This window comes from Litoreibacter albidus (assembly GCF_900107015.1).
Lineage (GTDB): Bacteria > Pseudomonadota > Alphaproteobacteria > Rhodobacterales > Rhodobacteraceae > Litoreibacter > Litoreibacter albidus.
In genome coordinates this window covers 560080-585919 of record NZ_FNOI01000001.1, presented here as the reverse complement: position 1 = coordinate 585919, position 25840 = coordinate 560080, and the positions used below count along the sequence as shown (strand labels likewise).

The following is a 25840-nucleotide window of genomic DNA, read 5'->3' as shown; positions in this document are numbered from 1 at the left end:
CACCTGCACTAAAGCACTGCCCCTATCTGCCACGGCACGAACTCTACGCCGCCAAACCCTTGGGCTTCACTTTTGCTCGGCTGACCGCTGGCCATCGCGATGAGGGTTTCAAATATCTCCGCCCCCTTCTCTGCCAACGACACACCATCGACGATATCGCCGCAATTGACGTCGACATCGTCGCCCATCCTGTCGAACAGATCAGAGTTAGAGGACAGCTTCATGCAAGGTGACGGCTTGTAGCCCGACACAGACCCCCGCCCCGTTGTGAACGCAATCAACGTGGCCCCCGACGCGACCTGCCCCGTGACGGAGCAAGGATCGTATCCGGGACTGTCCATGAACACCAAGCCCTTTGATGTCAGCGGCGCGCCGTATTCGAAGACGCCCGACAGCGGTGCTTGCCCGCTTTTGGAGACCGCGCCCAACGATTTCTCCAAGATGGTCGTTAACCCGCCGCGCTTGTTTCCCGGGCTTGGGTTGTTGTCCATTTTAGAGCCATGCAGCGCGCAATAGTTCTCCCACCACGACAGCTTGTCGACCAGCGCCTGCCCTATTTCGGGCGTGCGCGCGCGACGTGTCAGGAGGTGTTCGGCACCGTATATTTCTGAGGTTTCAGACAGGATCGACGTTGCCCCGTGCTGCACCAGCATGTCTGACGCCACACCGAGTGCGGGATTGGCCGTGAAGCCCGAATAGCCGTCAGACCCGCCGCACTGCATGCCCAAGGTCAGCTCCGAAATCGGGGCTGGCTTGCGGGTGGCTTGATTGGCAAACTCCGCAAGCGAAGCCACATGTTCCAGACCTTGATCAATTGTCCGTTTGGTGCCGCCGGTTTGCTGAATTGTCATGTACCGCAAGGCGCCATCGGACGTGATTTTGCGCCCCTTTACCAAATCGGCAAGCTGCAACACCTCACAGCCCAGACCGACCATTAAGATACCGCCAAAGTTCGGATGCGCCGCATATCCCCCCAGTGTACGCAGCAAGATATCATATCCGTCCCCGCGATTGGACATGCCACATCCGCTGGAGTGAACGATCGGCACGATGCCATCGACGTTGGGAAAAGCGTCTAGCAGCCCCGTTTTCTCGGCCTCCTCAGCGATAAATCGCGCCACAGAACCGGAGCAATTTACCGTTGTCAGAACCCCGATGTAATTGCGCGTCCCGACCTTGCCGTGCTCGCGGTGATAGCCGTCAAAAGTACGGGGGTCGGTTACAGGCGGCAAAGCGTCAACCGCGGTGGCGAAGGCATAATCAACATCATGGGCGCTCATGTCCATGTTGTGATCATGAACGTGGTTGCCCCTTGCGATATCGCGGGTCGCTTGGCCGATCACCTGCCCATAGCGCAACACAGGGGCACCCTGAGGAATATCGGCCAAGGCAACCTTGTGCGATCTAGGGACGTCACCGCGTGCTATCCCGTCACCGGCAGATAGTTTCGTTAACGCGATGGCAACGTTGTCAGCAGGATGCAGAGTAAGTGTCTTAGCAGACATATTTATTCCCCGAGTTGGATAATCACTTTGATCAGATCAGCGCGATCCTTTGCCAAGTCGCCAAAGGTCTTCACCAGCGTATCCATGGAAATCACGCTGGAACACAGCGCATCAGCATCAATGAGACCATCTCGAAACGCCGACATGACCCAATCAAAATCCGCTTTGAGCGCGTTGCGACTTCCGATCAGGCGCATCTCGCGTTTGTGAAATTCGGGGTCGCTGAAGCTGAGCGTATCTTTGACGACGCTCACCAACGTATAGGTGCCCCCATGGGCCACTGCGGCAAAGCCCGCCTCGATTGCGCCGCCGTGACCGGTTGCGTCATAGACCACATCAAAGCCGTCGCCTTTTGTCGATCCGATAGCGTCATCAATACTAACAAACCCTTGGTCAAACCCGAACCTGTCCGCCGCCATGTTCAAACGCGCAGGGCTGAGATCAAGCAAAGCGACTTCGGCACCTTTCAGGCGCGCGAATAGCGCGGTCCCAATCCCGATAGGCCCCACGCCGGTGACAAGAACGGTATCGCCCTGCCCGACTTCGGAGCGTTGCACCGCGTGGGCTCCAATCGCTAGGAACTCGACCATTGCAGCCTGAAGCGGCGTCAAACCGTCGGCAGGGTACAGATTGCCAGCGGGCACAATCAGCTGCGCCGTGAGACCACCATCGCGGTGCACACCCAGCACTTCAATATTGGAGCAGCAGTTAGGCTTACCGCGGTCACAGGCGCGACATGTGCCGCACGACAGATACGGGTTCACAACCACCAAATCGCCGACCGACCAACCGTTTCCCTGCTTCGCCACACGCCCGCTCAACTCGTGCCCAATGACACGCGGGTAGTTCAAGAACGGGTGTTTGCCCTCTAGGATGTGATAGTCCGTGCCACAAAGCCCCACGGCGCAAATGTCGATCAAAACCCAGCCGTCGGGGATGTCTTGAGGAATGGGACGCGGCTCAAGCGCGAAGTGCCCCGGTTCAACAACCACACCGCTCTGCATCATGGGCGCACTCATGAGGTTTCCCCCCGTGGCGTCCAGTCATCCGGCAAGGTGCCTTTGATGATCAAACTAAGGATGTCATCCTTGTTGACGTCTTCGATCTTGAAAGTACCTACATTGCGCCCCTTGTTCATGACCATCACGCGGTCGCAGAGGTCGAAAACATCATGCATGTCGTGGCTGATCAGGAAGATACCAATACCGTCTTTCTTCAGCCGCAACGTCAGATCTGCGACCATTGCGGTCTCTGACGGGCCAAGCGCGGCGGTGGGCTCGTCCATGATCAAGACCTTGGCCTGAAAATAGATTGCACGGGCGATCGCAATCACTTGGCGCTGCCCGCCAGACAGACGCGACACGGGGTCTTTGAGGTTTTTGAAATTCGGATTCAGCTGAACGAGCGCTGCTTTCGCCTCAGCATGCATGCGGGTTTCATCAAGGTTGCCGAACCTCGTCTTCAGTTCGCGCCCCAAGAACAGGTTGGCAGCGGCGTCCAGATGGTCGGCGAGCGCAAGCGTTTGGTAAATGGTCTCAATCCCAAACGTCTTGGCATCTTGAGGTGTCTTCAGATCGGCCTTCTCGCCATTGACCAAAATCTCACCACTGCTCAGCGACATCGCGCCAGACAGCATCCGCATCAGACAGGATTTGCCCGCGCCATTGTGGCCCAAGACGCCGACAACTTCACCGGGGTACAGGTCAACTGAGACGTCATCTACGGCGACAACACCGCCAAAATTTTTGTGGATGTCGCACATCTGAACCAGAGGCGCATGTGTGGGGGCGGTATCAAACATCTAGGGGCCTTCGTTTGGAAACTGTTGGAGGGCCAGCGCGCATACGCTGGCCCAAATCTTGCTTAGTACAAGACGTTTTGCGCGACAGGCGTATCGATGTTCTCTTTGGTCACCATGACCACACCGGTGTCGATGAAATCCGTCACAGAATTACCCGCAAGGATGTCTGCAATTGCGTTCACGCCAAGCTCACCCATCTGGAATGAGCCTTGAACAGCCGTGGCCAACAACACGCCGCTTTTGACCATGTCTTGCAGATCAACGTTGCCGTCAAAACCGATCGCGGTCAGCTGACCGGCTTTGCCAGCTTGCTCAATCGCGCGGCCCATGCCGATTGCGGTTGGCTCGTTCGCGCCGAAAATACCAATCAGGTCGCCGTTTGCCGCCAGAATGTCGGTGGTCTGGTTCAAGGCTGTTGCCATTTGCGACTGAGAGTAGAACGGACCGACGACTTCGATGTCGGAGTTCTCGCTGAGGTATTCGACAAAGCACCCGACGCGGCCAACTTCAGAGCCAACACCCGCGACGTAGGACATCACGGCCACTTTGCCGGTGGAGCCCGCGTCCTCGATCATCATAGCAGCAGCTTGCTGGCCTGCCGCACAGTTGTCGGTCGACAGGAACGTCTGGTAGTACTGGTCGTTCCCTTCAGCCAACGCGCTGTCGATGATCGCGACAGGAATGCCGGACTCGTAAGCGCGCTTCACGACGGGCGCGAGGGACTCTGGGTCTGACGGGGCCAGAACGATGCCAGCGACGCCACGGTTGATCGCGTTTTCTACCAAGGCCACCTGATCGTTGATGGCGGATTCTGATGCTGGGCCGTTAAAGGTCATCGTGTGTTCGGCATGGCCCTCGATCGCCGCTGTCGCACCTTTGTTGACGTTCTGCCAGAAGCTGGAGTTCGTGGTTTTCACGATTACCGCGATTTCGCCGGCAGAGGCGACAGACGCCGCGGTTGCCAGAACGCCCGCTGTTAGAGCCGTGGTGATAAGTTTCTTCATGGTTTCCTCCCTTTTGAAGATGGTCGTTTCGTTATTTTCGGTTGCGGATCTGGTCGAGATAAACTGCGCCGATCACGACAACGCCGATGATGACTTGTTGGATAAAGGCGGATGTCCCTGCCATGTTCAGACCGTTGCGCAACACACCGATGATGAACGCGCCGATCATGCTGCCAGAGACGCTGCCGACACCGCCCATCAAGGACGCGCCGCCGATCACCGAAGCCGCGATTGCATCAAGCTCATACATGACGCCTTCATTTGGCTGCACGGTCACAAGGCGCGACATCAGAACCATGCCGGACAGACCGGCTAGGGCACCGGATGCCGTGTAGGCCCAGATTTTAGTGCGATCCACGTTGACGCCAGACAGACGGGCCGCCTCCTCGTTGGAGCCTACGGAAAAGATGTGGCGCCCGATCTGGCGGCGCTGCAAAAGATACGCGCCGAAAAGTGCCATGATCAGAAGCAGAATTGCAGGATAAGGGATGCCGGGAAAAATGACCTTCGGAAAGCCATTCGCCTGCATTTCAACCACACGAAACAACGCGCCATTGCCAAGCCAACCAAAGGTTTCGCCAAGTCGGCTAATCGGGGCCGCCCCCGTGAGCTGTAGCGCGACACCACGGGCGATCATCATCATGCCCAACGTCGCCACAAAGGGCGTGATCCGCATCTTGGTGATGACCAGACCGTTCAGAAAGCCGCAAACCCCGCCTGTCACAACGCCCAGTGCCATGGCAGGCATCACAGGCAGCCCCGCCTTCATGAGCAATCCGGTGACCACCCCCGAAAGGGCCAGCACCGACCCGACACTTAAATCGATACCACCGGTGATAATGACCATGGTCATCCCAATCGCCAGCAGTCCGATGACCGATGTTTGCAACAGCACAGTAAGGCCGTTGTTCACTGAAAAGAATGCCGAGCTCATGATCGAGAAGGCCAAGATCAACAGCAGCAACGTGATAAGCGCAGATAATTTGTGGAGGGCCGACCCCGTGGGTAAAAAGCGGAGCTTAGCTTTTAGTTCTGTATCCGACATAGATCCTCCCAGATCAAAACGCCAAAGTGTCTTTAATAATAATAAACTATTCTGAGAAATATCACTGCGTCAATTGTTTTTAATTTATCCATACACTATTAAAAACTGACACTCAGGCTTTGAGCCTTACAGGAGAAACTGTATACATGGCCCGCACGAATACGCGCTTCATTGAAGCCTACAATAAGGCCCTAACCCTTTGCACCAAAGCGACAATCGGGGAACCGGTGCCATCGGAAAACGCATTGGCGTCGCAGTTGGATGTCAGCAGGACCATTGTTCGCAGCGTGCTGACGCGCCTGCATGAAAACCAAATCATCTCAGGAACCGGTCGCAACAAAGTCGTATTGCGCCAACCGACCCCTGATGACCGCCTTGAGGGGCCCACTAGACTGTTGAGCATCGAAGAGCTGGAAAGCCGGTTCCTCGACTGGATTTTGCGTATGGATGTGCCGCCTGGTACGGTTTTAAATGTCGCGCAACTCTCCAAAGAATTTTCCGTTGCGACCCACACGTTGCAAGAGTTCCTGAACGCGCTAAGCCGCTTCAGCATCGTGACACGGCGCCCACGCGGCGGCTGGGAGCTGAACGGGTTTACGGCTGATTTCGCGGTCGAGCTCTCCGATTTTCGCGCAATGCTTGAACTCAACTCCGCACGCCACCTTGCGACCCTGCCCGAGGATCACCCGATCTGGGCAAAGCTTGAGGCGCTGGAGGCGAGCCATCACGATCTATTGGCGCGGATCGACGACGACTACCACGACTTTTCCGTGCTGGACGAAAAGTTTCACGAGACAATAAATAGTGTCGTCAAAAACCGGTTCGTCAAAGACTTTCAGAACATCATTTCACTGGTGTTTCACTACCACTTCCAATGGAACAAATCCGATGAACGCACACGAAACGAGGCCGCGATCCACGAGCACCTTGCCTATATTGATGCGCTGCGGAGTCGTGATACGGACCGCGCAGAACGCGCCGCCCGTACACACCTGATGACCTCGAAGCAGACATTGCTGGACTCCCTCAAGGCGAACGCCCACATGCGCTAAGTTGTCACGAACGATAGCGCCTCATCGGACAATGGGGTCTCCAACGCATCCAAATTTCGCTGCAAAGAACTGACTTTCCCCGTGCCCAACAGAACCGAGCAGGCAGCGGGGTGGTGCATGGCAAATTGCAACGCCGCTTGCGCTAATGTCAGACCGAGCGCCTCTGCTCTCGCCTTCAACTGCCCGACGCGGTCCATAATCTCTTGCGGCGCGGGCCCGTAGTCAAACGTGGCCCCAGGCACTGGGCCGGTGGCCAGAATGCCGGAATTCAGAATCCCCCCCAGCACAAGGGACGTCCCCTGCTCCGCACAAAGCCCAAGCAGTTCCTCTTCGGCTTCACGATCTAGCAGCGTCAAACGACCCGCTAAAAGGATCACATCCAGCGGCGTCTCTTTCATCACGTCAATACAGACTTGGCTTTCATTGACGCCAAGCCCGAAGGCCTGAATCCGCCCCGCCTGTTTTAGATCGCGCAGCGCTTGAATGCCTGAGCCTAGAAAGTCCTCCATGTGGCGCGCGTTGTCCGCCGCCCCGTGGGTGTAAATGCCGATGTCATGGCAAAAAACAATGTCCACGTGGGATGTGCCAAGACGTTCGCAGCTGCTCTCGAAGCTCTCCCGTATTCCGTCGGCGGAGTAGTCGTAGCGCACCGCATTTGGCAGTGGGTTGATGAACCCGTCCACCTCAGCCAGCTGTGGACCGGGTGACAAGACGCGCCCCACTTTCGTGGACAAGACGTAAGTATCACGGGGCTTGGTTTTCAGATACGCCCCCATGCGTTGCTCCGACAGGCCGCGCCCGTAATGCGGCGCTGTGTCGAAGTAGCGAATACCCGCCGCCCATGCGTAGTCCATCACCGCCACAACATCTTCGTCGCTAACCTCACGCGCCATATTGCCTAGGTTGGCACCACCGAGAGACAGATGCGTGACATGGAGATCGGTTTGTCCAACGCGTTTGGCGTCTATGGCCATCAGGTCGTTTCCTTATTACGCGCGACGATATCCGTCAGCACAGGTTTTGGGGATGTGTCGCCCTGCGCAACGGCCCAATCCAGCATAGCTGCGATCCGGCGGGTCACTTTCTGGGCGTGGTTTTGCGCAATATCCGCGATGCGGTGATCCAAATATGGATTGGCAAAGCGATCCAAGGTCGTCGCAACATAGGCGTCGAACTCCGCGCCGAGGCCTGCAGCAACAAAGGCTGGGCGAACCTCGTCGCTCAGGACTGTTTTCAAAGCCGTCAGTGCCGCCTCGTCTTGTACCAGCTGACGCACCAGCACATCCGGCCCGCCTTGCGCCGCCTGCCAATGCTCAACGAGGAACGTGTGCCCGAGGTTCAGCACGAACAACTTAAGCGCTTCTATCTGCTCGAGCGATGCGACGACCTGAACCGAGGGATGTTCGCACGGCACGATCAACTTCGGCTGATCCTCAATCGCCCACAGCGCGTAGGGCTCAGCCACCGCGCCCGCGGGTTCAAGCGGTTGCGACACGATCCGGTCGACCAGCGAATTCACCCAAGTGACATCCTGCTCAAGGTAGCGTTGAAACGCATCTTCGCCCCGCGCCAATTCCATGACGCGGGCCTTCAGCACAGCGCCGTTACCAACGATCAGTTCCATCGGCATGATCTGAATGGGGGCACCGCCCGCCGCGAACCGCGCCCGCAACAGCAGGGTCAGCTTGGCTGGGTATGACATTGATTGATCGAACACCGCGCCCGTATCGCTGGGCTGCGGGGCGAACCCGCTGTCACCCGTGTTGGAGAGGACAATCGCCGTGTCTTGCACGAAAGCACGTACCACCTCGTCCCATTCCGATGCTGTCGACAAGCTGCGTGCGACGCTGCTGACCGTGATCGTCTCGCGCACCTGCGCGCCGTCCAGTATCCCCTCGACGCGCACAGGATAGCCACCGACCAGCCCAGCCAGCCGCGCGGCACGTGCCGTATCGCCTGAACTTTGCACAACCGTGATCGGCCCAACGGCTTGGCCGCCAGCCATGGCTTGCGAGATAAACAAATCGGCATGGGCTTGCAGAAAACGGCTAGTGCCGAATTGTAGGATCGGAAGTGCGGTCACAGCGTGCCCTTTCAAAATAGCCGGAAGATTTTAGGCGCTCACCTATATATGTTTTTAATTATACAAAACAAAATACACGTCAAGCCCATATGACGACGCCCCTCACGCGGATCAGGCGAAGGCACGGTGATAACTGCGGCTTAACACCCAAGATCGCGCGAGACCCCCGACATCACCAAGGCACGGGCCGAGGGCGCAATCGAAATGCTATTATGAACGAATGACTAGGCGCCCGACCCCAAAACAAAGCAAAAGGGCCGCCTAAGGCGACCCAATCAAAGCGACCAAAATGTATGGTGGCGGAGGAACAGGGATTCGAACCCTGGGAGGACTTTCACCCTCGTCGGTTTTCAAGACCGGTGCATTCGACCACTCTGCCACTCCTCCGACAGACACGACTTACCCCCCACAAATCGATTCTGGAACCCCCTCGATTATCCCCTGCGCTCACGCCAATTTTCGCCGACCAAGCAACGGATTGCTTTGCAATAACAAGTTTATTTACTAGTGTGCGCGAAAGACGGTCGCTCAACACTGGGTGGCCGCGGGTAAAGTCGCGCAAAGCGACGGAATATGCGCCCTAAAGGGTGCGGGGGCAGAGGGCAAAATTATGGGTCATCAACCGACTATGACACGCGCATGGCGACTTGCATTTCTACTAAGTGCCACGACCGCTTTGGCGGCATGTGAGGACGGTCAAGGGTTTGATTTTCTGAAGAAAAAGGAAACAACCGAGGTCTCGGCGGACGGTGCGGACGCAACAGGTGACGTTCAAACCATCGAACGAGAAGTCGAAGCGCCCGACGTGTTCCAAGCTAATGAAGATGGTCTGTGGGACGGTCGCCCGTCTTTAGGCGGTGTCTGGGTCGCGTACCCCGGTGTGAAAGCGCCGGAGCGTGTGGTGATCCGCAACTTGGCCAACAATAAAACCGTGATCGGGGCACTTTTCCGCCGTGAGCGCGATAATCCGGGCCCTAAATTGCAGCTGTCGTCCGACGCCGCACAGACATTGGGCCTGATCGCCGGACAACCCACCAAGATGAGCGTTGTTGCCTTGCGGACCGAGGCCGTTCCAGTGGCGCAGCCTGCCGTCTCCGGCCCAAGTGGTGCAGACACCCTGCCCGCGCCCGACGCCATTGAGGCGCAAACCCTCGATCCGATCGACAAGGCGAAAGCCGCGCTCGACAAAGCGGACGCAATGCCAGCGCCGGTGGCCGCAGCCCCCGCGCCAAAACCTGCACCCGCCGCAGCGCCTGCGCGCAAATCGTCGAGCAGCCTATCCAAGCCTTACATCCAGATCGGCATTTTCTCCGTCAAGGCGAACGCCGATAACACCGCCACGTCGCTGCGCGGTATCGGTATCCTGCCCGAAGTGAAGCAGGGAACCAGTCAGGGTAAAAAGTTCTGGCGCGTCGTGGTGGGGCCGTCCGGCTCCTCGTCCGAGCGCGCCACATTGCTGAAGAAGGTCAAAGAATTGGGCTTTAACGACGCCTACTTCGTGACCAACTAACACAAATAGAATCTAAGGAGCCGCCATGAGCATCCGCGCTGCCACGCTTATCGCCGCCCTCACCTCCAGCATTTGCATGAGCGTCGCCGCCCATGCCTTTGAAACATCAGCCAAATCGGCGATCATTCTGGACTTGGGCACAGACCTGACATTGATGGAAAAGAACGCCGACATGGCGCTCCCTCCCGCCTCCATGTCCAAGCTGATGACCTTGAACATGACGTTCGAGGCGCTGGAAGACGGGCGGCTGTCGCTTGACCAACGCCTGCCCGTGTCGGAGCATGCGCAAAGCTACGGCGGCTCCACCATGTTCCTGAACACCCGCGACCGCGTATCAGTGGAAGACCTGATCCGCGGCGTGATTGTTTTGTCCGGCAACGACTCCGCTGCTGTCTTGGCCGAAGCGATCTCCCCCGACGGGACGGAACGCGGCTTTGCCCAGATGATGACGGAACGCGCGTTGGACTTGGGCATGACCAATTCCACCTTCGCGAACTCCAACGGCTGGCCCGCCCCTGCGCAACGCATGTCGATGCGGGATTTGTCGATCTTGGCGAAGCGCCTGATCACCGTCTTCCCGCAGTATTACGGCTACTTTGCGGAAACCGAATTCGCCTATGACAACCGCGCGCCGGACAACCGCTTCAACCGCAACCCGCTGCTCAAGCTGGACATTGGCGCGGACGGTTTGAAAACCGGCCACACCAGCGAAGCGGGCTACGGGCTTGTCGGCTCTGCCAAGCAAGGCACACGGCGCATCGTCTTTGTGCTGTCCGGCCTGAGCACGCCAGAAGAACGCGCCAGCGAAAGCGAACGCATCACAAACTGGGCGTTCCGCCAGTTCGCGGAACAACAACTCGCGGAACAAGGTGTGATCATGGCCGACGCCGAGGTCTGGATGGGCACCGCCGCCAAGGTCGGCATGGCCTCCCCTGAGGACATCAAAGTGCTAGTGCCCGTGCTGAAAAAGGACGGCGTTACCGCGAAAATCAAGTATCAAGGGCCGCTGGAAGCCCCGATCACCGCTGGCGATAAAGTCGCGGAACTGATCGTGAGTGTGCCGGGCATCGGCGACGCAACCCACGATCTGGTGGCGACCGAGACAATCGAGGCGGGCGGCTTCATGGTGCGCGTGCGCACCGCCGCGACAGTGCTGTTTCGCCAGTTGACCGGCCAAGCTGCGACCGTGTTTTGAGCGGGCTCTTTATCACGTTTGAGGGGATCGACGGCTCTGGCAAGTCGACCCAGTCCCGTCTTCTGGCGGGCCATCTTGAGGCCGCAGGCCACGAGGTTGTCCTGACGCGCGAGCCCGGCGGCTCCCCCGGGGCGGAAGACATTCGCCGCCTGTTGGTGGAAGGTGATCCGGGCCGCTGGTCCGCAGAGACAGAAATCCTGCTGTTCACCGCCGCCCGCCGCGACCATGTGGAGCGGTTGATCACCCCTGCCCTAGACGCCGGAAAAATCGTCATCTGCGACCGTTTCGCGGACAGCACGCGGGTGTACCAAGGCGTCACCCGTGGCGACCTGCGCCGCACCGTTGACACGCTTCACACCCAGATGATCGGGCTAGAGCCGGACCTGACCCTGATTATCGACATGGACCCCGACGCCGCGCTGGAGCGCGGCTTGGCACGGGGCACCGGCGAAGACCGGTTCGAGGATTTTGGCGCGGAGTTCCAGCACAAGCTGCGGGCGGGCTTCCTTGGCCTGACCAAAGACTTCCACGACCGCACGAAACTCATCGACGGCACCAAAGGTGCGCAAGACGTGGGGCAGCACGTCTCCGCGGTTGTCGACACCTATCTGGCTAACCGCACATGAGCGACGAAGCCCTTCCGACATCAGACCAGATCGACGGCGCCCCGCACCCACGCGAAACCGCCACACTGGTGGGGCAAACCACGGCTGAGGACAACTTCCTCGAAGCCTTCAACGGGGACCGCCTGCACCACGCTTGGATGATCACCGGCCCGCGCGGAGTCGGCAAAGCCACCTTGGCATGGAAGCTGGCCAAGTTTCTGCTGGCGCATCCACCCGTGGACCCGAACGACATGTTCGGCGCACCGCCACCGCCCGCCACACTAGAGATAGACGCCCACCACCCGATTGCTACGCGCATGACGGCAGGCAGTGAGCCGGGACTGTTTGTTCTCAAACGCCCCTACGATGCCGACAAAAAGAAGTTCAAGCAGCAGATCACCGTGGACGAGGTGCGCAAGCTCAAAGGCTTCTTTTCCCTCTCGGCCACGGAGGGCGGTCGCCGCATCGTGATCGTGGACGCGGCGGACGATATGAACGTCTCTGCCGCCAACGCCTTGCTGAAAGTGCTGGAGGAACCACCTGCCGACGCCTTGCTGTTCTTGATCAGCCACCAGCCGTCGCGCCTGTTGCCGACGATCCGCTCGCGCTGCCGCGAGTTGCGCTGCGTGACGCTGGATGCGGAGCCAATGTCGGCGGCCTTGGCCGCAACGGGCGCAGAAGTTGGATCGCATAGTTCGGCCTTGGCCGAACTGTCCGGCGGGTCTGTCGGGGAAGCCCTTCGGATGCTGAATTTGGGCGGCTTGGACGTCTACGCCGATCTTGTCGCTCTGGCCGCTAGCCTCCCGAAACTGGACCGCACATTGATGGTTCAACTGGGTGAGAAAGCCGCCGCACGCGGCCAAGACGCCCGCTACGAACTCATGCTGCGGTTGGTTGACGTGTTGCTGCTGCGCTTGGCGCGGGCGGGACTTGGCCAGCCGCTTACCGAGGCCGCGCCGGGGGAGTTGGCGATGCTGGCCCGCCTGTCACCAGACGAGAATGCGGCACGCGCGTGGGCCAGCGTTTCGGCAAATATTTCCGCGCGGGCGCAACATGGGCGCGCCGTGAACCTTGACCCTTCGGCGCTGGTCATTGATATGGTTCTGGCAATGAACGAGGTGGCTGCGAAAACCGCGGCCTAACGAGGCCGAGAATGAGCACCCCCCAAATTACCGACAGCCACTGCCACCTTGATTTCCCCGATTTTGACGGCGAACTGCCCGACATCATCGCCCGCGCGCGCGCGGCTGGCGTCACACGCATGGTCAGCATTTGCACGCGGCTAAGGCTGGAGCCACAGGTCCGCGCCATCGCGGAGGCGCATCCTTCGGTCTATTACGCCGCCGGCACCCACCCGATGAGTGCTGCCGACGAGCCTTTGGTGACGGTGGAAGAACTGGTCGCCCTCGCCGACCACCCCAAGTTTGTGGGCATCGGCGAGACGGGGCTGGACTATCACTACACCGCCGAAAGCAACGCCATCCAGCAAGAGAGCCTGCTCATCCATATCGAGGCGGCTCGCCAAACCAAGCTTCCGTTAATCATCCACGCGCGCGGCGCGGACGACGACATGGCGCGCATCCTGTCCGACGAACACGCCAAGGGCGCGTTCACTTGCGTGATGCACTGCTTCTCCTCCTCCAAGGAGCTGGGCCAAGCGGCCCTTGATCTGGGCTTCTACCTGTCGATGTCCGGCATCGCCGCCTTCCCCAAATCCCAAGAGCTGCGCGACATCTTCGCGGCCGCGCCCTTGGACCGCGTCCTTGTCGAAACCGACAGTCCCTATCTTGCCCCGCCGCCCTACCGTGGCAAACGCAACGAGCCAGGATATTCCGCCCATACTGCCAAAGTCGGCGCAGAGGTCTTCGGGCTGGACTACGCCAAGTTCGCCGCCCAAACACAGGCCAACTTCGAGCGCCTGTTCTGGAAAGCCGCATGAAGCGCCGGTTCACCATATTAGGCTGCGGCTCTTCGGGTGGGGTGCCACGCTTGGGCGGGCATTGGGGCGACTGCGATCCCGCCAACCCCAAAAACCGTCGCCGGCGGTGCTCTTTGCTGATTGAGCAAATCGGGCCGGATGGCACCACATCCGTCTTGATCGATACCTCCCCAGATCTGCGCTCACAGCTGCTGGACGCAAACGTCGGGCACTTGGACGGTGTGGTCTACACCCACAGCCACGCGGATCATGTTCACGGCATTGATGACCTGCGCATGATCGTTTTCAACATGAAAGAACGCCTGAAGGTCTACGCGGACGGCGACACGTCCAACAGCCTGATTTCCCGTTTCGGGTATGTGTTCGTGCAGCCCGAAGGCTCCCCCTACCCGCCGATCCTGTCGCTGAAACCGATGACCGACGTGGTGGAGATCAACGGCGCTGGCGGCAAAATCCCCCTAACCCCGTTTCGTGCCAATCACGGCACCATCGACGCGCTTGGCTTTCGCGTGGGTGATCTGGCCTACCTGCCCGATGTCGCCGAATTCTACGACGAAACATGGGCCGCGCTCCAAGGGTTGGACTGCTTCATCATCGACGCCCTGCGCCGCACACCCCACCCCAGCCACTCCCATCTGGAGAACACGCTGGGCTGGATCGAAAAGCTGGCGCCAAAACGCGCGGTCATCACCAACATGCACATCGACTTGGACTATGCGACGCTGGATGCCGAGACGCCCGCGCATATCACCCCTGCCTATGACGGCATGACCATCGAATACGACCTCTAGATGGGGGCACTGCTGGAAGTCATCTTGCCGGTGTTCTTGGTCATCGGCGCGGGATTCCTTGCGGTCAAACGGGGGCTGTTCTCCGACGATGGCGCCGACGCGCTGATGAAATTCACCCAAAGCTTCGCGATCCCCTGTTTGCTGTTTCGTGGCATCGCGGAGCTGGAACTTGGCGCCTACTTTGAGCCACGCCTGCTGACATCTTACTACCTGCCAGCCATCATAGGGTTCACCCTTGGTACGCTAGGTGCGCGGTTCGGGTTCAAACGACCTTGGGAAGACACCATCGCCATCGGGTTTTGCTGCCTGTTCTCCAACGCGGTGCTGCTTGGCCTGCCCATCACGGAGCGCGCCTACGGCCCCGACGCCCTATCCCCGAACTACGCCATCATCGCAGTGAATGCGCCGATCTGCTACGCCATCGGCATCACCGCTATGGAGGTCGTACGCAACAAGGGCGGCGGCATCTGGCGCACGGCCAAATCCGTTTGGCGCGCGATCACTCATAATGCGTTGATCATCGGCATCGCGCTCGGCTTTGTGGTGAACATCACCTCCATGCCCCTGCCCGGTGTATTGACCGACGCGCTTGACCTGATGATCCGCGCCGCCTTGCCTGCGGCAATCTTCGGGTTGGGTGGCGTTTTGGCACGTTACAAGCTGGAGGGCGACACTGGCCCCGTAATCATGGTCTGCGCGTTGATGCTTATTGTGCAACCATCCCTCGCGTGGGTCTTCGCGGGTGGTTTGGGGGTGTCGGTGGACGGCATACGCTCCGCCGTGTTGACGGCCGCTATGGCGCCGGGCGTGAATGCGTATGTCTTTGCCAACATGTACGGCGTCGGCAAACGGGTTGCCGCCTCCGCCGTGCTGGTGTCTACCGGATTGTCGGTGCTTACGCTGTGGGTGTGGCTGGCGCTTTTGCCTTAGTGTAGGACTGTAGCAGCACCTGCGCTTCGTGGCATTGCAGCGGCGGAAATGCCAGTTTTTCGGCCCCCTTCACCTTGGGGGACATCATCGGATCGACTTGCGCACTTTCTACAGGAACCCGCTCCGCAAAGATAATGTGATGCGCGTCAAAGCCCAGATAGCCATAGCGGACCATCCCCCCGACATCACGGGTCACGTCCACGCCGTTCACGAAGTCACGGGCGGCGACCAGCACCTCCCACTCCCCGAACAGCAAGTCAGCCTGCCACCCGGCAAAGCGGATACGGTGCCCTGCGGTGACGCAAAGGTCGTGTTCGTTGTTCAGGGTGCCCGCTTTGAAACGGATCGGGGCTAGGTCGTCCAAGGCCTCGTAGCATTTGACGCCCATCGCACGAATGGGCTGCGCCCCGTGGTCCAGCGTCTCCACCAGATCGCCGACTTTAAGATCCTGGATGAGGCGGTCCCCCATCGGCGTCAGAATGTGGGTTCCCAAAGCAAAGCACGGTTTGTTGCTCCGCACCCTCGACATGTTCAGCGTGGCCGCGTTTAAAAACTGTGCTTGATGATGCGACATGCCCGTCCCCGACTTCGAAATGTTAGGGTTAATTAGCGCGGCATTCTGTCGGAAACCGGACGGCCCACCGCGCAAACATGGCATTCCTATGGCAAATCGCGGATTGGGGGAAAAACTCTGTTTCGACTATGGCATCAACGCAACGGGCGGAGAGTTGCCAATTTCGCACCTATCCGACGGATATTTCTTGCATCCCATAGGCGGAACGCGGGTTTTGAGGTATGCTTGGCCGTCCTTCAAACCAAGGTTATTTTCATGATCAGCACATCCCGCGCACGCCGTACCTCTCTCGTTTTCGCGGCATTGACCGCGCCACTGGTCGCCACAAGCATGGCCGCCGCGCAGAGCATTCCGCCAATAATGCCCCCGACCTACGGGCCCAAAATGGAGTCACCGCGCTCCGAAGCCTTGGGTGTAGAGGCTGGCAACACCTTCGCGATTTACCGCGACGCAATCGCGCAGCGCCGCCGCGCCACGTCGCAACCAGCGGTGCGCCAAGACAGCAGCGAAGCCCCGACGTGGGGCGGTATTTCCTCCGCGTGGATCTCCGCCGACACCAAACGCCTGAACGGCACCTATTCCGGCAACTCGTCAAATCTGGTGTTCGGGGTGGATGCGATGGTTGGCAGCAACCTGATCGTGGGGCTTATCGGCGGCTACAACCGTTCGTCGGTGGACCTGCCATCCGGTCAGCGTGTCAAAGCCGATGGTTTCTCGGTGGGCCCGTATTTCTCCGCGCGGTTGAGCGATAGCCTCAGCCTTGATGGCTTCATTGGCTTCGGCAAGCCGGACTATAACGTCGACGGCGGGCAGTTTTCTGGCGACAAGACATTTGGCAACCTGACCCTAAGCGGCAGTGTCCCGATGCAAAACGCGGAGTTGTCGCCCTTCATCAGCGTCGCCTCCGTACGTGAAAAACTCCCCGCGTTCTCTAGCACAGCGCCCGTTGTCGCCTACGCAGCAACCGAGATCAAAAGCTTCGTCGCAACGCTGGGAACCAACGTGCATTACAATGCCATCGACCGTGGCAACCTGACCTACCTGCCCACCGCTGGGCTGGAAATCGACTACGTGCGCAACGATGACGGCTTCGGCAATGTCGACAGCTTCACCACCCCGCGCATCAGCGGCGGTGTTACGATCATCAGCGACACCGGCGCGCTGAACCTGGGCGCCAACGTCGCGCGCACGTCCGAGGGGACCACGACCGTCGGCGTAAACGCAGGCTACTACTTCCAGTTTTGAGAAACGGTGTGGCGAAGCCTTCGGGCTTCGCCGTGCGGGCCCCCATTCAGCGCGGGAACTTAGTGCTTATCTTTCCGTTTGGTTATGCATGGCGGGAGCGACCAATTGAAGTGTTTGCTCCATCAATCGACGATCTCGGTTCCACAGTTCAAATGACCAATCCCCGAGAACCAACTCGAACTCGTCCTCAAGCCGGTATCCCACGAACATCTGCCCAGCAAAGTTTTGATATCGCAACGGCCATTGCTGATGCGTCCGTCCCTCCAGCCCCATAGCGGGATGATAAACTTTTGCATGAAACGACTGGGCAAAAAGCTTACGCGGTAGGTTAACCCAAAACCCAAACATGACCCCGACTAGCGCAGGGGCGGTGCGAGAGCTTTGAAATGTCGGCTTATCGCGCGATTGAGACAGTATAACTTCACCATCGATCGTATCGTGCCCATACCGAATACTTTCCCGATCTGCTCGTTCAGTTGTATAGCCGAAGTCAACCAATTCAGGTTGCTTTCTCTGCCCCCAAATTGCTGACGAAATAATCTCAAACAGCATAAATACCCCAACTCAACTTCAAAATGCTCTGATAACGTGCAGGAAGTATTCAGTTCTGACAATACAACTCGCAGCCAGGCCTGCTAAAGGCTCTCCGAGGGGCATCATTTTAAGGAAAAATTCAAACCCTATGGTGCGGTCGGAGGGACTCGAACCCTCACTCTTGTTACAGAACAGCGACCTCAACGCTGCGCGTCTACCAATTCCGCCACGACCGCAAAATCATAGGGATGTGGGCGGCGTTCTAGCCTGCGCCTCAGCCCTTGTGAAGCGCTAAATCGCATTCCACGAAAAAGGCCGAGGGCGCGATGCACCTTCGGCCTTAAAACTATGGGGATCGGGGCGTTTATGGCTCCACTTTAAAGATCGGCAACGTGGAGGCTGGCTGCACTTGCGGCAAGGCGGAAGTGTTGCTGGCCAACGAGAAAGATGCTTTGCGCAACAACGCGTTACGCTCCGGCTGGCCCGGCGCAAAGACGGGCGTTGCTCCGTTCTCGATGGCTTTAAGGCCCAAGTCGTACCACGGCAGCGCCAGATCGGTGCGTTTAGAGACACCGAATCCCTGCGCCAAGTGATGGCCCATCAATTCGGAATACACCTGCTCCCCAAGCACTGCCAAAAGCAAGGCGGAGCCGATTGCCACATCCATATTGTCGGTGCGGTAGCCTACTGACAGGCAGATCTTCGCGGTGCCCGCCAGTTGCACCGGCGACATGCCAGTGCCCAGCACAAAGCCCGACACATCTTGCATCACCGCCGTGTGCGGCTTCAGTGACATTGCGGCCACGTGTTCGCGCAACGCGGGGCCAAAACCCTCGCATTGCTGCGCGATCTGAGCCGGTGTGAAGCCTTGTATCTTGGACGCAAGCTGCTCCCCTTCCGCGATGGCGTAGGTCCGCGCGAGGCAGAACTGCTCGTTCAACGCCAAGTTGGTGTCGACCATGGTTTCCGCCGTCATGAAGCCGCCGTTCGTCGACGTCAGCAGGGACACCTGATTACAATGCGACGCCAAGGACACTTCCGTGGTCTGGCCCATAAAGCTTGGGAGCGATCCCGTCTGCGGCGTGCCCAGCGTTGCCGCCCCTGCCCCCGCACCTGCGGTCACGGTTGTTGTGGTGGTCGTCGTGCCGCCCAAAACTTGTGGCTGCGGCGCCAGTGCGACTGTGGTCGTCGGCGCCTGCGGTGCCGCAGTGGCAACGCCAGCGGCCTCGGTGCGGTACCGCGTCAGCAACCCGCGCGGCCCTGTGGGGCTTGCCGCGATTTGTTGCGAGGTTGCCGCGCCCCCCGCGATGGCGCGGTGGTAGCTTTGCAGCAGGAAGTTCTTCTCATAATCGGTCAACTGGCCAGTTGCCGCGTATCCCATATGTGCTTGGTAGTTGGAAATCGCGTTGCGCGAGTTGCGCCCCAACACGCCGTCGGGGGTGCCCGCCGGAAACCCGAAGTAATTTAGCGATGTCTGGATGTCGCGGCGCTCTTGGCGAACATGGGACGGCACGCTTGCCCGTGGCTTCTTCTTTGCGTAGGTTTTCTTGCGCACAACGCGCTTTTGCTTGCCCGCATTGCGCACAATCGCAGAGCCAACGACCCCCGCCACGATGCCAGCGGCAAAATCTCCACTATCCGCAGACGCGCGAGTCGTGGGCACCGACACCAAGGCCGCAGCTGCACAAGCCATTGTAATATTTTTAAAAAACATGCAAATCCTCCAAATACTAAGCACTATCAATTGACCTTGGGTAACACGCGGACTGGCACCCGACCTAGAAAAAAGACCCGCCAATCCCGCGCAATCGTCAACAAATAAAGGCAAATCGAATGGTGGAGTGGATCACAACCGACGGCCTGACCGACTACGCCGAGGCCGTCGCCTTCATGGAAGACCGTGCAAACGCCATCCACCGTGGTGACGCGGCGGAGTGCATCTGGCTCGTCGAGCACCCCCCGTTATACACCGCTGGCACCTCTGCCGATGTGGCCGATCTGGTGTCCCCCGACCGCTTTCCGGTTCATGAGACGCGGCGCGGCGGACAGTACACCTACCACGGTCCGGGGCAGCGCGTGGCCTATGCCATGCTGGACCTGAACACGCGCGGGCGCGACGTGCGCAAATACGTCCAAAATCTTGAGGCATGGGTTATCGCCACCCTCGCGCAGTTTAACGTCACCGGTCACATCCGCGACGGGCGCGTGGGCGTCTGGGTGGAACGCCCCGAGAAGCCGCTCTCCCTCGATGGCACCGTTGCCGAGGACAAAATCGCCGCCATTGGCGTGCGCCTGCGCAAATGGGTCACCTTCCACGGCCTGTCGATCAACGTGGAGCCGGACCTAGAGCATTTCAGCGGCATCGTGCCCTGCGGAATCTCGGAGCACGGGGTGACGTCCTTGGTTGATTTGGGCCTTCCGGTCACTATGGAGGACTTGGACAGCGCGCTGAAAACCAGTTTCGAGCAGGTTTTTGAGGGCCAGGCATAAAAACCTGCCCATAAATGCGACATTTTGCGCCCCTTGATGATGGTTGCAACATTGCCCATTCCGCCTATCGTCTCTAGAACAACAAAATAATTACGGGGCGACTCTGCCTTGTCTTTCGCGCGGGGACCAACTGCCCCGCAAATATATGAGTGGAAACGGGAGAAACGCATGGCCGACGCAGCCATTCAAGGGCACGAGCACGACGAGCGGGGGTTCTTCACCCGCTGGTTCATGTCCACGAACCATAAAGATATCGGGATCTTGTATCTCTTCACCGCCGGCCTGATGGGTTTGGTTTCTGTTTGCTTCACCGTTTACATGCGGTTGGAGCTTATGGAGCCCGGCGTACAATACATGTGCCTTGAAGGCGCACGTCTGACAGCCGCTGCTGTGGCTGATTGCACCCCGAACGGCCACCTGTGGAACGTTCTGATCACAGGCCACGGCATCTTGATGATGTTCTTCGTTGTGATCCCTGCCCTGTTCGGCGGCTTTGGCAACTACCTGATGCCACTGCAAATCGGCGCGCCTGACATGGCGTTCCCACGCATGAACAACCTGTCCTACTGGATGTATGTGGCTGGCTGCTCATTGGCTGTGGCCTCCCTGCTGACACCTGGCGGCAACGACCAGCTGGGGTCCGGCGTGGGCTGGGTGCTCTATGCGCCGCTTTCCACATCCGAGGCCGGTATGTCCATGGACTTCGCCATCTTCGCGGTTCACCTCTCCGGTGCGTCCTCGATCCTTGGCGCGATCAACATGATCACCACCTTCCTGAACATGCGCACACCTGGCATGACGCTGCACAAAGTGCCGCTGTTTGCATGGTCCATCTTCGTGACCGCATGGCTTATCCTTCTGTCCTTGCCAGTTCTGGCGGGCGCGATCACCATGTTGCTGACCGACCGGAACTTCGGCACCACCTTCTTCCAACCTGAAGGCGGCGGCGACCCGATCTTGTACCAACACCTGTTGTGGTTCTTTGGCCACCCAGAAGTTTACATCATCATCGTTCCGGGCTTCGGCATCATCAGCCACATCATCGCAACCTTCTCCAAGAAGCCGGTCTTCGGCTACCTGCCGATGGTTTACGCGATGGTTGCAATCGGCGCGCTTGGCTTTGTTGTGTGGGCACACCACATGTACACAGTCGGCATGAGCCTGTCACAGCAGTCCTACTTCATGATGGCCACTATGGTGATCGCGGTGCCAACCGGCATTAAGATCTTCTCGTGGATCGCCACCATGTGGGGCGGCTCGATCGAGATGAAAACCCCAATGCTCTGGGCCTTCGGCTTCCTGTTCCTCTTCACCGTTGGTGGTGTGACGGGCATCGTATTGTCGCAAGCTGGCATCGACCGCGCGTATCACGACACCTACTACGTTGTGGCACACTTCCACTACGTGATGAGCTTGGGCGCCGTGTTCTGTATCTTCGCAGGCATCTACTTCTACCTGCCGAAGTTCTCGGGCCGTATGTATCCTGAATGGGCTGGTAAGCTGCATTTCTGGGCAATGTTCATCGGGGCCAACCTGACGTTCTTCCCACAGCACTTCCTCGGCCGCCAAGGCATGCCACGTCGCTACATCGACTATCCGGAAGCCTTCGCGTACTGGAACTACGTATCCAGCTGGGGTGCGTTCCTCTCCTTCGCGTCGTTCATCTTCTTCATCGGCGTCATGGTCTACACCCTGACGAAAGGCCGTAAAGTTACAGAGAACAACCCGTGGAACGAATACGCCGACACGCTGGAATGGACCCTACCGTGCCCTCCACCAGAGCACACCTTCGAGATCCTGCCAAAGCAGTCGGAGTGGGATAAAGGCCATAGCCACTAAGCGGCCATGCCTATCCAACGTGTAAATCTTGATGAAAGGGCCTCGGACTATTCCGAGGCCCTTTCGTCGTATAAAGGCAAGGCCCCAAGCTACCGCGTGCTTCTCTACCCGCACCGCTCCCTGCCGCGCGGCGGCTTCGTCATCTTCATCGCGGTAACCTGCGCGATGATGGCCCTGCCCTTGCTGGCGCTGGTCCAGACCTCCGCATTCTGGGGGCTGTTGCCGTTCCTCGTGATCACCGTCGCCGCTGTGTGGATGTTCTTGATGCACAGCTACCGCACCGGCCAGCTGGTGGACGAGCTAAGCCTCTGGCCCGACCGCATAACCGTGGTCCGCCGCAACCCCGACGGCTCTCTGCAAACATGGCAGGCGAACCCCTACTGGGTGGAGGTCATATCCCATGACACCCCCGTCCCCCACTACCTCACCCTGCGCGGCGGCCCGCGAGAGGTGGAACTCGGCGCGTTCCTGTCGCCAGAGGAGCGGGTGGAGCTGAAAGAGGAGCTGGAAACCAAGCTGCGGTTCTTGGCGGTTGGGGGACCCTGAAGCTCGAAATTAAGTGGGACGAAGCCATTTACCCAAGGCTGGGGCTGGGTAAGCTTATTACCGAAAGTCTTAGCCTTCTCTATTGGCCAACGGACAGAATGCGTCGCGCAGCGTGACGGCCATTGCATCAATGGCAGGTGACGTGCCTGCGGGATTGCGGTGCAACACGACCCGCGCGTTGTCTATCATCACAAACCCGTCCTCGACCGTCAATTCACGGCACCCCGCCGGAATGGAACTACGCGCCAACGGGGCGACAGAAATGCCATTCATAACCGCGCTACGCATGCTGGCAGAGGTATCGCATTCAAAGGCCGTGTAGTAACTCATCCCAATCTGTTCCAACGAATGCAAAGCGTAATCGCGACACCAGTCAGAGCTGAAGTAGATGGCTATAGGGAGCGGTCGGCGCAAATGCTGGGCATGGGAGATGGACGTCACCCAAACGGTGGGGTCAACCGCCAGTATATCCGCCTCGTCTTTGCTAGACCCTTCATAGACAACCGCGAGATCAATCTCATCAGCACGCAAGGCAGCCAGTTGCGGTGCGCTGAAATCACAACGGGCGGTCACCTGCGTTTCAGGGTGGCGTTGTGAAAAAGAGGCAAGGGCCGCAGGCAAAATGCTCTGCACATACTCGTCTGGAATGCCGACACGTACGGGGCCTGAAAGTGGTTTCTCCCGCAACGCTGTGGCCGTCTCATCCAACAGGCCAACGACACGGCGCGCATAGGGTAACAGTTGCCTCCCCCTGTCAGTGAGGCTGACACCGCGTGGCTCGCGGACAAAGATACTCTGACCTAGGTTTTCTTCGAGTTTACGTATCTGCATGGACACCGCAGATTGTGTGCGGCCAATTTGGTCTGCCGCACCGGTCACAGAGCCGGCGTCCACGACGGCCAAAAAGCTGCGTATAAGATCGCTATCAAGCGGTGCGTGCATAACGGACACCCATTAGAAATTCACATGACACCTATCAGAACTATGCGTTTGATTGATGTCAACCGCCCGTTGAAGATCGCGTCACATATAGAGAGGTAACAGGCGAATGCTTTGGAAGGCGTGGAAACGGTGGAGAGCTCTGCAAGATCAGAGACAGTCAATGGCATGGATGCTGATGCGTGAAGATGACAAATGGATGGATGACATCGGGCTAACGCGCAACGATCTGCGGAACCTGCTGGAAGAATGGTAGAGGTGACGAAACGCCTTGTAGGCCTCGCCGACAATTGCGTTCAAAGCTCAACCAATCGGCCAAGCATACACACACATATCGCAGGCAAGACCAGCCCGAGAGCAGACCCGGCCCCTACCCCAGCCGCGCCTTAACCATAGGGCCAACGCTGCCGAAATCCATTTGGCCCGTGTATTTGCCTTTCAGCACGCCCATCACCTTGCCCATGTCGCGGATGCTTTCGGCACCGACGTCTGTGATAGCGGCGTCAACCGCCGCCTCGGTTTGGGCTTCGGACAGCTGCGCGGGGAGGAAGTCGCTGATGACTTTCACTTCGGCCAGCTCGCGTTCTGCCAGTTCCAGCCGTCCGCCTTCCTCGTAGGCGCGCGCGCTTTCTTGGCGCTGCTTCACCATTTTTCCGAGAATCGCCAGAATCTCTGCCTCGCTGACGCTTTTCCCGTCCACCCGCAGTGCGATGTCTTGATCTTTGATCGCCGCGTTAATCAGGCGCAAAGTGCCCAAGCGGGCTGCGTCCTTGGCCTTCATGGCCTCTTTCAGATCGTCGGTAATGCGCGTGCGCAAGTCATTGGTCATAAGGTGCCTTCCCTGAAACCTTGTGAAGCGCGTCTTTTAACCAAAAGGCCCAAACAGCACAACCACCGCTTTGCGCGTTGCAAAAAAGGGGCACGGCGTAGGTTGACGCCCCCCACGCCCCCCCGTAGATAGTCCGAAGTTTTGCATTCAGCTTTGTGGGAGAAGCCGCCATGACCGCCAAACCGACAGCCTGTCTTGTTCTGGCCGATGGCACCGTATTTTACGGCCACGGCTTTGGGGCAACCGGCCAAACGACCGCCGAACTTTGCTTCAACACATCCATGACCGGATACCAAGAAATCATGACCGACCCGTCTTACGCGGGCCAGATCGTGACCTTCACCTTCCCCCATATCGGCAACACCGGTGTGACAGCGGAAGACGACGAAACCGCAGACCCGTTTGCGGCCGGTATCGTGGTGAAATGGGATCCCACGCTAGCCTCCAACTGGCGCGCCACCGGCGAGCTGACGGAATGGTTGACCAAAACAGGCCGCATCGGCCTTGGCGGCATCGACACCCGCCGCCTGACCCGCGCCATCCGCGCGCAAGGCGCACCCCATGTGGCAATGGCGCATGACCCTGACGGCAATTTCGACCTTGAAGCGCTGGTCGCCGCCGCGCGCGGCTTCGCGGGGCTTGAGGGGTTGGATCTTGCCAAGGAAGTCACCTGCGCGCAGTCCTACACATGGGACGAACAACGCTGGGCATGGCCCGAAGGCTTCACCAAACGCACTGGCCCCGGACATAAGGTCGTGGCCATCGACTTCGGCGCGAAACGCAACATCCTGCGCTGCCTCGCCTCCGCTGGCTGCGACGTCACCGTTCTGCCCGCCACCGCGACCGCGCAAGAGGTTCTGGCGCATGCGCCCGACGGCGTGTTCCTGTCCAACGGCCCCGGCGATCCGGCGGCCACTGGCGCCTATGCCGTGCCGATGATCAAGGGCGTACTGGAGGCGGATATCCCCGTCTTTGGCATCTGTCTTGGTCACCAGATGCTGGCGCTGGCCGTCGGTGCGAAGACCGTGAAGATGAACCACGGCCACCACGGCGCCAACCACCCTGTGAAGGATCTGGACACTGGCAAGGTCGAAATCACCTCGATGAACCACGGCTTCACCGTGGACAGCCAGTCCCTGCCCGACGGCGTGCTAGAGACGCATGTGTCCCTGTTTGACGGTTCCAACTGTGGCATTCGTCTGGCCGACCGCCCCGTGTTTTCTGTGCAGTACCACCCAGAGGCCTCGCCGGGACCGCAAGACAGCTACTACCTGTTCGAGCGTTTCGCGGAAGCGATGGCCGAGAAGGCCGCCGTCACCGCTTAACACCCCCTTAACGGGAATCGCGTGATCCTCGGGCGTTACGGTTGAACCGGAGGCCCGTG

25 protein-coding genes and 2 tRNA genes are annotated in these 25840 nt (G+C 59.0%); 13 read left to right on the top strand and 14 right to left on the bottom strand.

Going from position 1 to position 25840, the window contains the following annotated elements; all coding sequences use genetic code 11:
- Positions 1-8 precede the first annotated feature (8 nt).
- From BLW66_RS02915 to BLW66_RS02895, 5 genes are all read right to left on the bottom strand, one after another.
- Positions 9-1505: a UxaA family hydrolase gene (locus tag BLW66_RS02915; protein WP_089944765.1), complete on the bottom strand. Its 1497-nt coding sequence runs from the start codon at positions 1503-1505 to the stop codon at positions 9-11.
- A gap of 2 nt (positions 1506-1507) precedes the next feature.
- On the bottom strand, positions 1508-2524 hold the full coding sequence (locus BLW66_RS02910; RefSeq protein ID WP_089944762.1) for a zinc-binding alcohol dehydrogenase family protein: 1017 nt from the start codon (positions 2522-2524) through the stop codon (positions 1508-1510).
- Positions 2521-3306 carry an ATP-binding cassette domain-containing protein gene (locus tag BLW66_RS02905; protein ID WP_089944758.1) on the bottom strand — a complete coding sequence of 262 codons (786 nt, stop codon included), beginning with the start codon at positions 3304-3306 and terminating at the stop codon, positions 2521-2523. The genes BLW66_RS02910 and BLW66_RS02905 overlap by 4 nt, the downstream gene beginning before the upstream one ends.
- 62 nt (positions 3307-3368) lie before the next feature.
- A complete protein-coding gene (locus BLW66_RS02900; RefSeq protein WP_089944755.1) occupies positions 3369-4310 on the bottom strand; it encodes a substrate-binding domain-containing protein in 942 nt (313 codons plus the stop codon).
- 31 nt (positions 4311-4341) lie between these two features.
- Positions 4342-5355, bottom strand: a complete 1014-nt coding sequence (locus tag BLW66_RS02895) for an ABC transporter permease (RefSeq protein ID WP_089944752.1) — start codon at positions 5353-5355, stop codon at positions 4342-4344.
- A 146-nt stretch (positions 5356-5501) separates the two neighbouring features.
- Here BLW66_RS02895 and BLW66_RS02890 point away from each other — a divergent pair, with 146 nt between their 5' ends.
- Positions 5502-6407, top strand: a complete 906-nt coding sequence (locus tag BLW66_RS02890; protein ID WP_089944750.1) for a GntR family transcriptional regulator — start codon at positions 5502-5504, stop codon at positions 6405-6407.
- Here BLW66_RS02890 and BLW66_RS02885 read toward each other — a convergent pair.
- The 3 genes from BLW66_RS02885 to BLW66_RS02875 all read right to left on the bottom strand — a co-directional run bounded on the left by BLW66_RS02885 (position 6404) and on the right by BLW66_RS02875 (position 8877).
- The gene (locus BLW66_RS02885; RefSeq protein WP_244508534.1) at positions 6404-7381 is read right to left on the bottom strand and encodes an aldo/keto reductase; all 978 of its coding nucleotides are present in this window, start codon (positions 7379-7381) and stop codon (positions 6404-6406) included. The two genes, BLW66_RS02890 and BLW66_RS02885, sit on opposite strands and share 4 nt — an antisense overlap.
- Positions 7381-8490: a mannitol dehydrogenase family protein gene (locus tag BLW66_RS02880; RefSeq protein ID WP_089944744.1), complete on the bottom strand. Its 1110-nt coding sequence runs from the start codon at positions 8488-8490 to the stop codon at positions 7381-7383. Before BLW66_RS02880 ends, BLW66_RS02885 begins: the two co-directional genes overlap by 1 nt.
- A gap of 297 nt (positions 8491-8787) precedes the next feature.
- Positions 8788-8877 (bottom strand) — tRNA-Ser (locus BLW66_RS02875).
- Between the two features lie 241 nt (positions 8878-9118).
- Here BLW66_RS02875 and BLW66_RS02870 point away from each other — a divergent pair.
- The 7 genes from BLW66_RS02870 to BLW66_RS02840 are packed head-to-tail and all read left to right on the top strand — an operon-like array spanning position 9119 to position 15460.
- The gene (locus BLW66_RS02870; RefSeq protein ID WP_089945647.1) at positions 9119-10000 is read left to right on the top strand and encodes an SPOR domain-containing protein; all 882 of its coding nucleotides are present in this window, start codon (positions 9119-9121) and stop codon (positions 9998-10000) included.
- Positions 10001-10025: 25 nt separating this feature from the next.
- Complete coding sequence (locus tag BLW66_RS02865; protein ID WP_089944741.1) at positions 10026-11195, top strand: D-alanyl-D-alanine carboxypeptidase family protein; 1170 nt, start codon at positions 10026-10028, stop codon at positions 11193-11195.
- Positions 11192-11821 (top strand): dTMP kinase, encoded by a 630-nt coding sequence (tmk, locus tag BLW66_RS02860; RefSeq protein WP_089944738.1) that lies wholly within the window; start codon positions 11192-11194, stop codon positions 11819-11821. The genes BLW66_RS02865 and tmk overlap by 4 nt, the downstream gene beginning before the upstream one ends.
- Positions 11818-12942 carry a DNA polymerase III subunit delta' gene (locus BLW66_RS02855; protein ID WP_089944735.1) on the top strand — a complete coding sequence of 375 codons (1125 nt, stop codon included), beginning with the start codon at positions 11818-11820 and terminating at the stop codon, positions 12940-12942. Before tmk ends, BLW66_RS02855 begins: the two co-directional genes overlap by 4 nt.
- Before the next feature lie 11 nt (positions 12943-12953).
- Complete coding sequence (locus BLW66_RS02850; protein ID WP_089944733.1) at positions 12954-13739, top strand: TatD family hydrolase; 786 nt, start codon at positions 12954-12956, stop codon at positions 13737-13739.
- Complete coding sequence (locus BLW66_RS02845) at positions 13736-14530, top strand: MBL fold metallo-hydrolase (RefSeq protein ID WP_089944730.1); 795 nt, start codon at positions 13736-13738, stop codon at positions 14528-14530. The genes BLW66_RS02850 and BLW66_RS02845 overlap by 4 nt, the downstream gene beginning before the upstream one ends.
- Entirely contained in the window at positions 14531-15460 is a 930-nt protein-coding gene (locus BLW66_RS02840) for an AEC family transporter (RefSeq protein WP_089944727.1), read from the top strand.
- Here the strand turns inward: BLW66_RS02840 and BLW66_RS02835 are convergent.
- Positions 15426-16034 (bottom strand): Hint domain-containing protein, encoded by a 609-nt coding sequence (locus BLW66_RS02835; protein WP_170833375.1) that lies wholly within the window; start codon positions 16032-16034, stop codon positions 15426-15428. The genes BLW66_RS02840 and BLW66_RS02835 overlap by 35 nt on opposite strands.
- 255 nt (positions 16035-16289) lie before the next feature.
- Here BLW66_RS02835 and BLW66_RS02830 point away from each other — a divergent pair, with 255 nt between their 5' ends.
- Positions 16290-17279 (top strand): autotransporter outer membrane beta-barrel domain-containing protein, encoded by a 990-nt coding sequence (locus BLW66_RS02830; RefSeq protein ID WP_139254512.1) that lies wholly within the window; start codon positions 16290-16292, stop codon positions 17277-17279.
- A gap of 66 nt (positions 17280-17345) precedes the next feature.
- On the opposite strand, the gene BLW66_RS02825 is transcribed toward BLW66_RS02830, so the two are convergent.
- The 3 genes from BLW66_RS02825 to BLW66_RS02815 all read right to left on the bottom strand — a co-directional run bounded on the left by BLW66_RS02825 (position 17346) and on the right by BLW66_RS02815 (position 19527).
- Positions 17346-17831 (bottom strand): DUF3859 domain-containing protein, encoded by a 486-nt coding sequence (locus BLW66_RS02825; protein WP_089944718.1) that lies wholly within the window; start codon positions 17829-17831, stop codon positions 17346-17348.
- Positions 17832-17962: 131 nt separating this feature from the next.
- A tRNA-Leu gene (locus BLW66_RS02820) sits at positions 17963-18049 on the bottom strand.
- 128 nt (positions 18050-18177) lie between these two features.
- Positions 18178-19527 carry a peptidoglycan-binding domain-containing protein gene (locus BLW66_RS02815; RefSeq protein ID WP_089944714.1) on the bottom strand — a complete coding sequence of 450 codons (1350 nt, stop codon included), beginning with the start codon at positions 19525-19527 and terminating at the stop codon, positions 18178-18180.
- 104 nt (positions 19528-19631) lie between these two features.
- Here BLW66_RS02815 and lipB point away from each other — a divergent pair, with 104 nt between their 5' ends.
- From lipB to BLW66_RS02800, 3 genes are all read left to right on the top strand, one after another.
- On the top strand, positions 19632-20303 hold the full coding sequence (lipB, locus tag BLW66_RS02810; protein ID WP_280140666.1) for a lipoyl(octanoyl) transferase LipB: 672 nt from the start codon (positions 19632-19634) through the stop codon (positions 20301-20303).
- Between the two features lie 168 nt (positions 20304-20471).
- A complete protein-coding gene (ctaD, locus tag BLW66_RS02805) occupies positions 20472-22142 on the top strand; it encodes a cytochrome c oxidase subunit I (protein ID WP_089944708.1) in 1671 nt (556 codons plus the stop codon).
- A 6-nt stretch (positions 22143-22148) separates the two neighbouring features.
- Positions 22149-22688 (top strand): DUF2244 domain-containing protein, encoded by a 540-nt coding sequence (locus BLW66_RS02800; RefSeq protein ID WP_089944704.1) that lies wholly within the window; start codon positions 22149-22151, stop codon positions 22686-22688.
- Positions 22689-22757: 69 nt separating this feature from the next.
- On the opposite strand, the gene BLW66_RS02795 is transcribed toward BLW66_RS02800, so the two are convergent.
- Positions 22758-23630 carry a LysR family transcriptional regulator gene (locus tag BLW66_RS02795; protein ID WP_089944701.1) on the bottom strand — a complete coding sequence of 291 codons (873 nt, stop codon included), beginning with the start codon at positions 23628-23630 and terminating at the stop codon, positions 22758-22760.
- Positions 23631-23997: 367 nt separating this feature from the next.
- Entirely contained in the window at positions 23998-24456 is a 459-nt protein-coding gene (locus BLW66_RS02790; RefSeq protein ID WP_089944699.1) for a GatB/YqeY domain-containing protein, read from the bottom strand.
- 170 nt (positions 24457-24626) lie between these two features.
- Between BLW66_RS02790 and carA the strand changes: the two genes are divergently transcribed.
- Positions 24627-25781, top strand: a complete 1155-nt coding sequence (gene carA, locus BLW66_RS02785; protein WP_089944696.1) for a glutamine-hydrolyzing carbamoyl-phosphate synthase small subunit — start codon at positions 24627-24629, stop codon at positions 25779-25781.
- Positions 25782-25840: the final 59 nt, after the last annotated feature.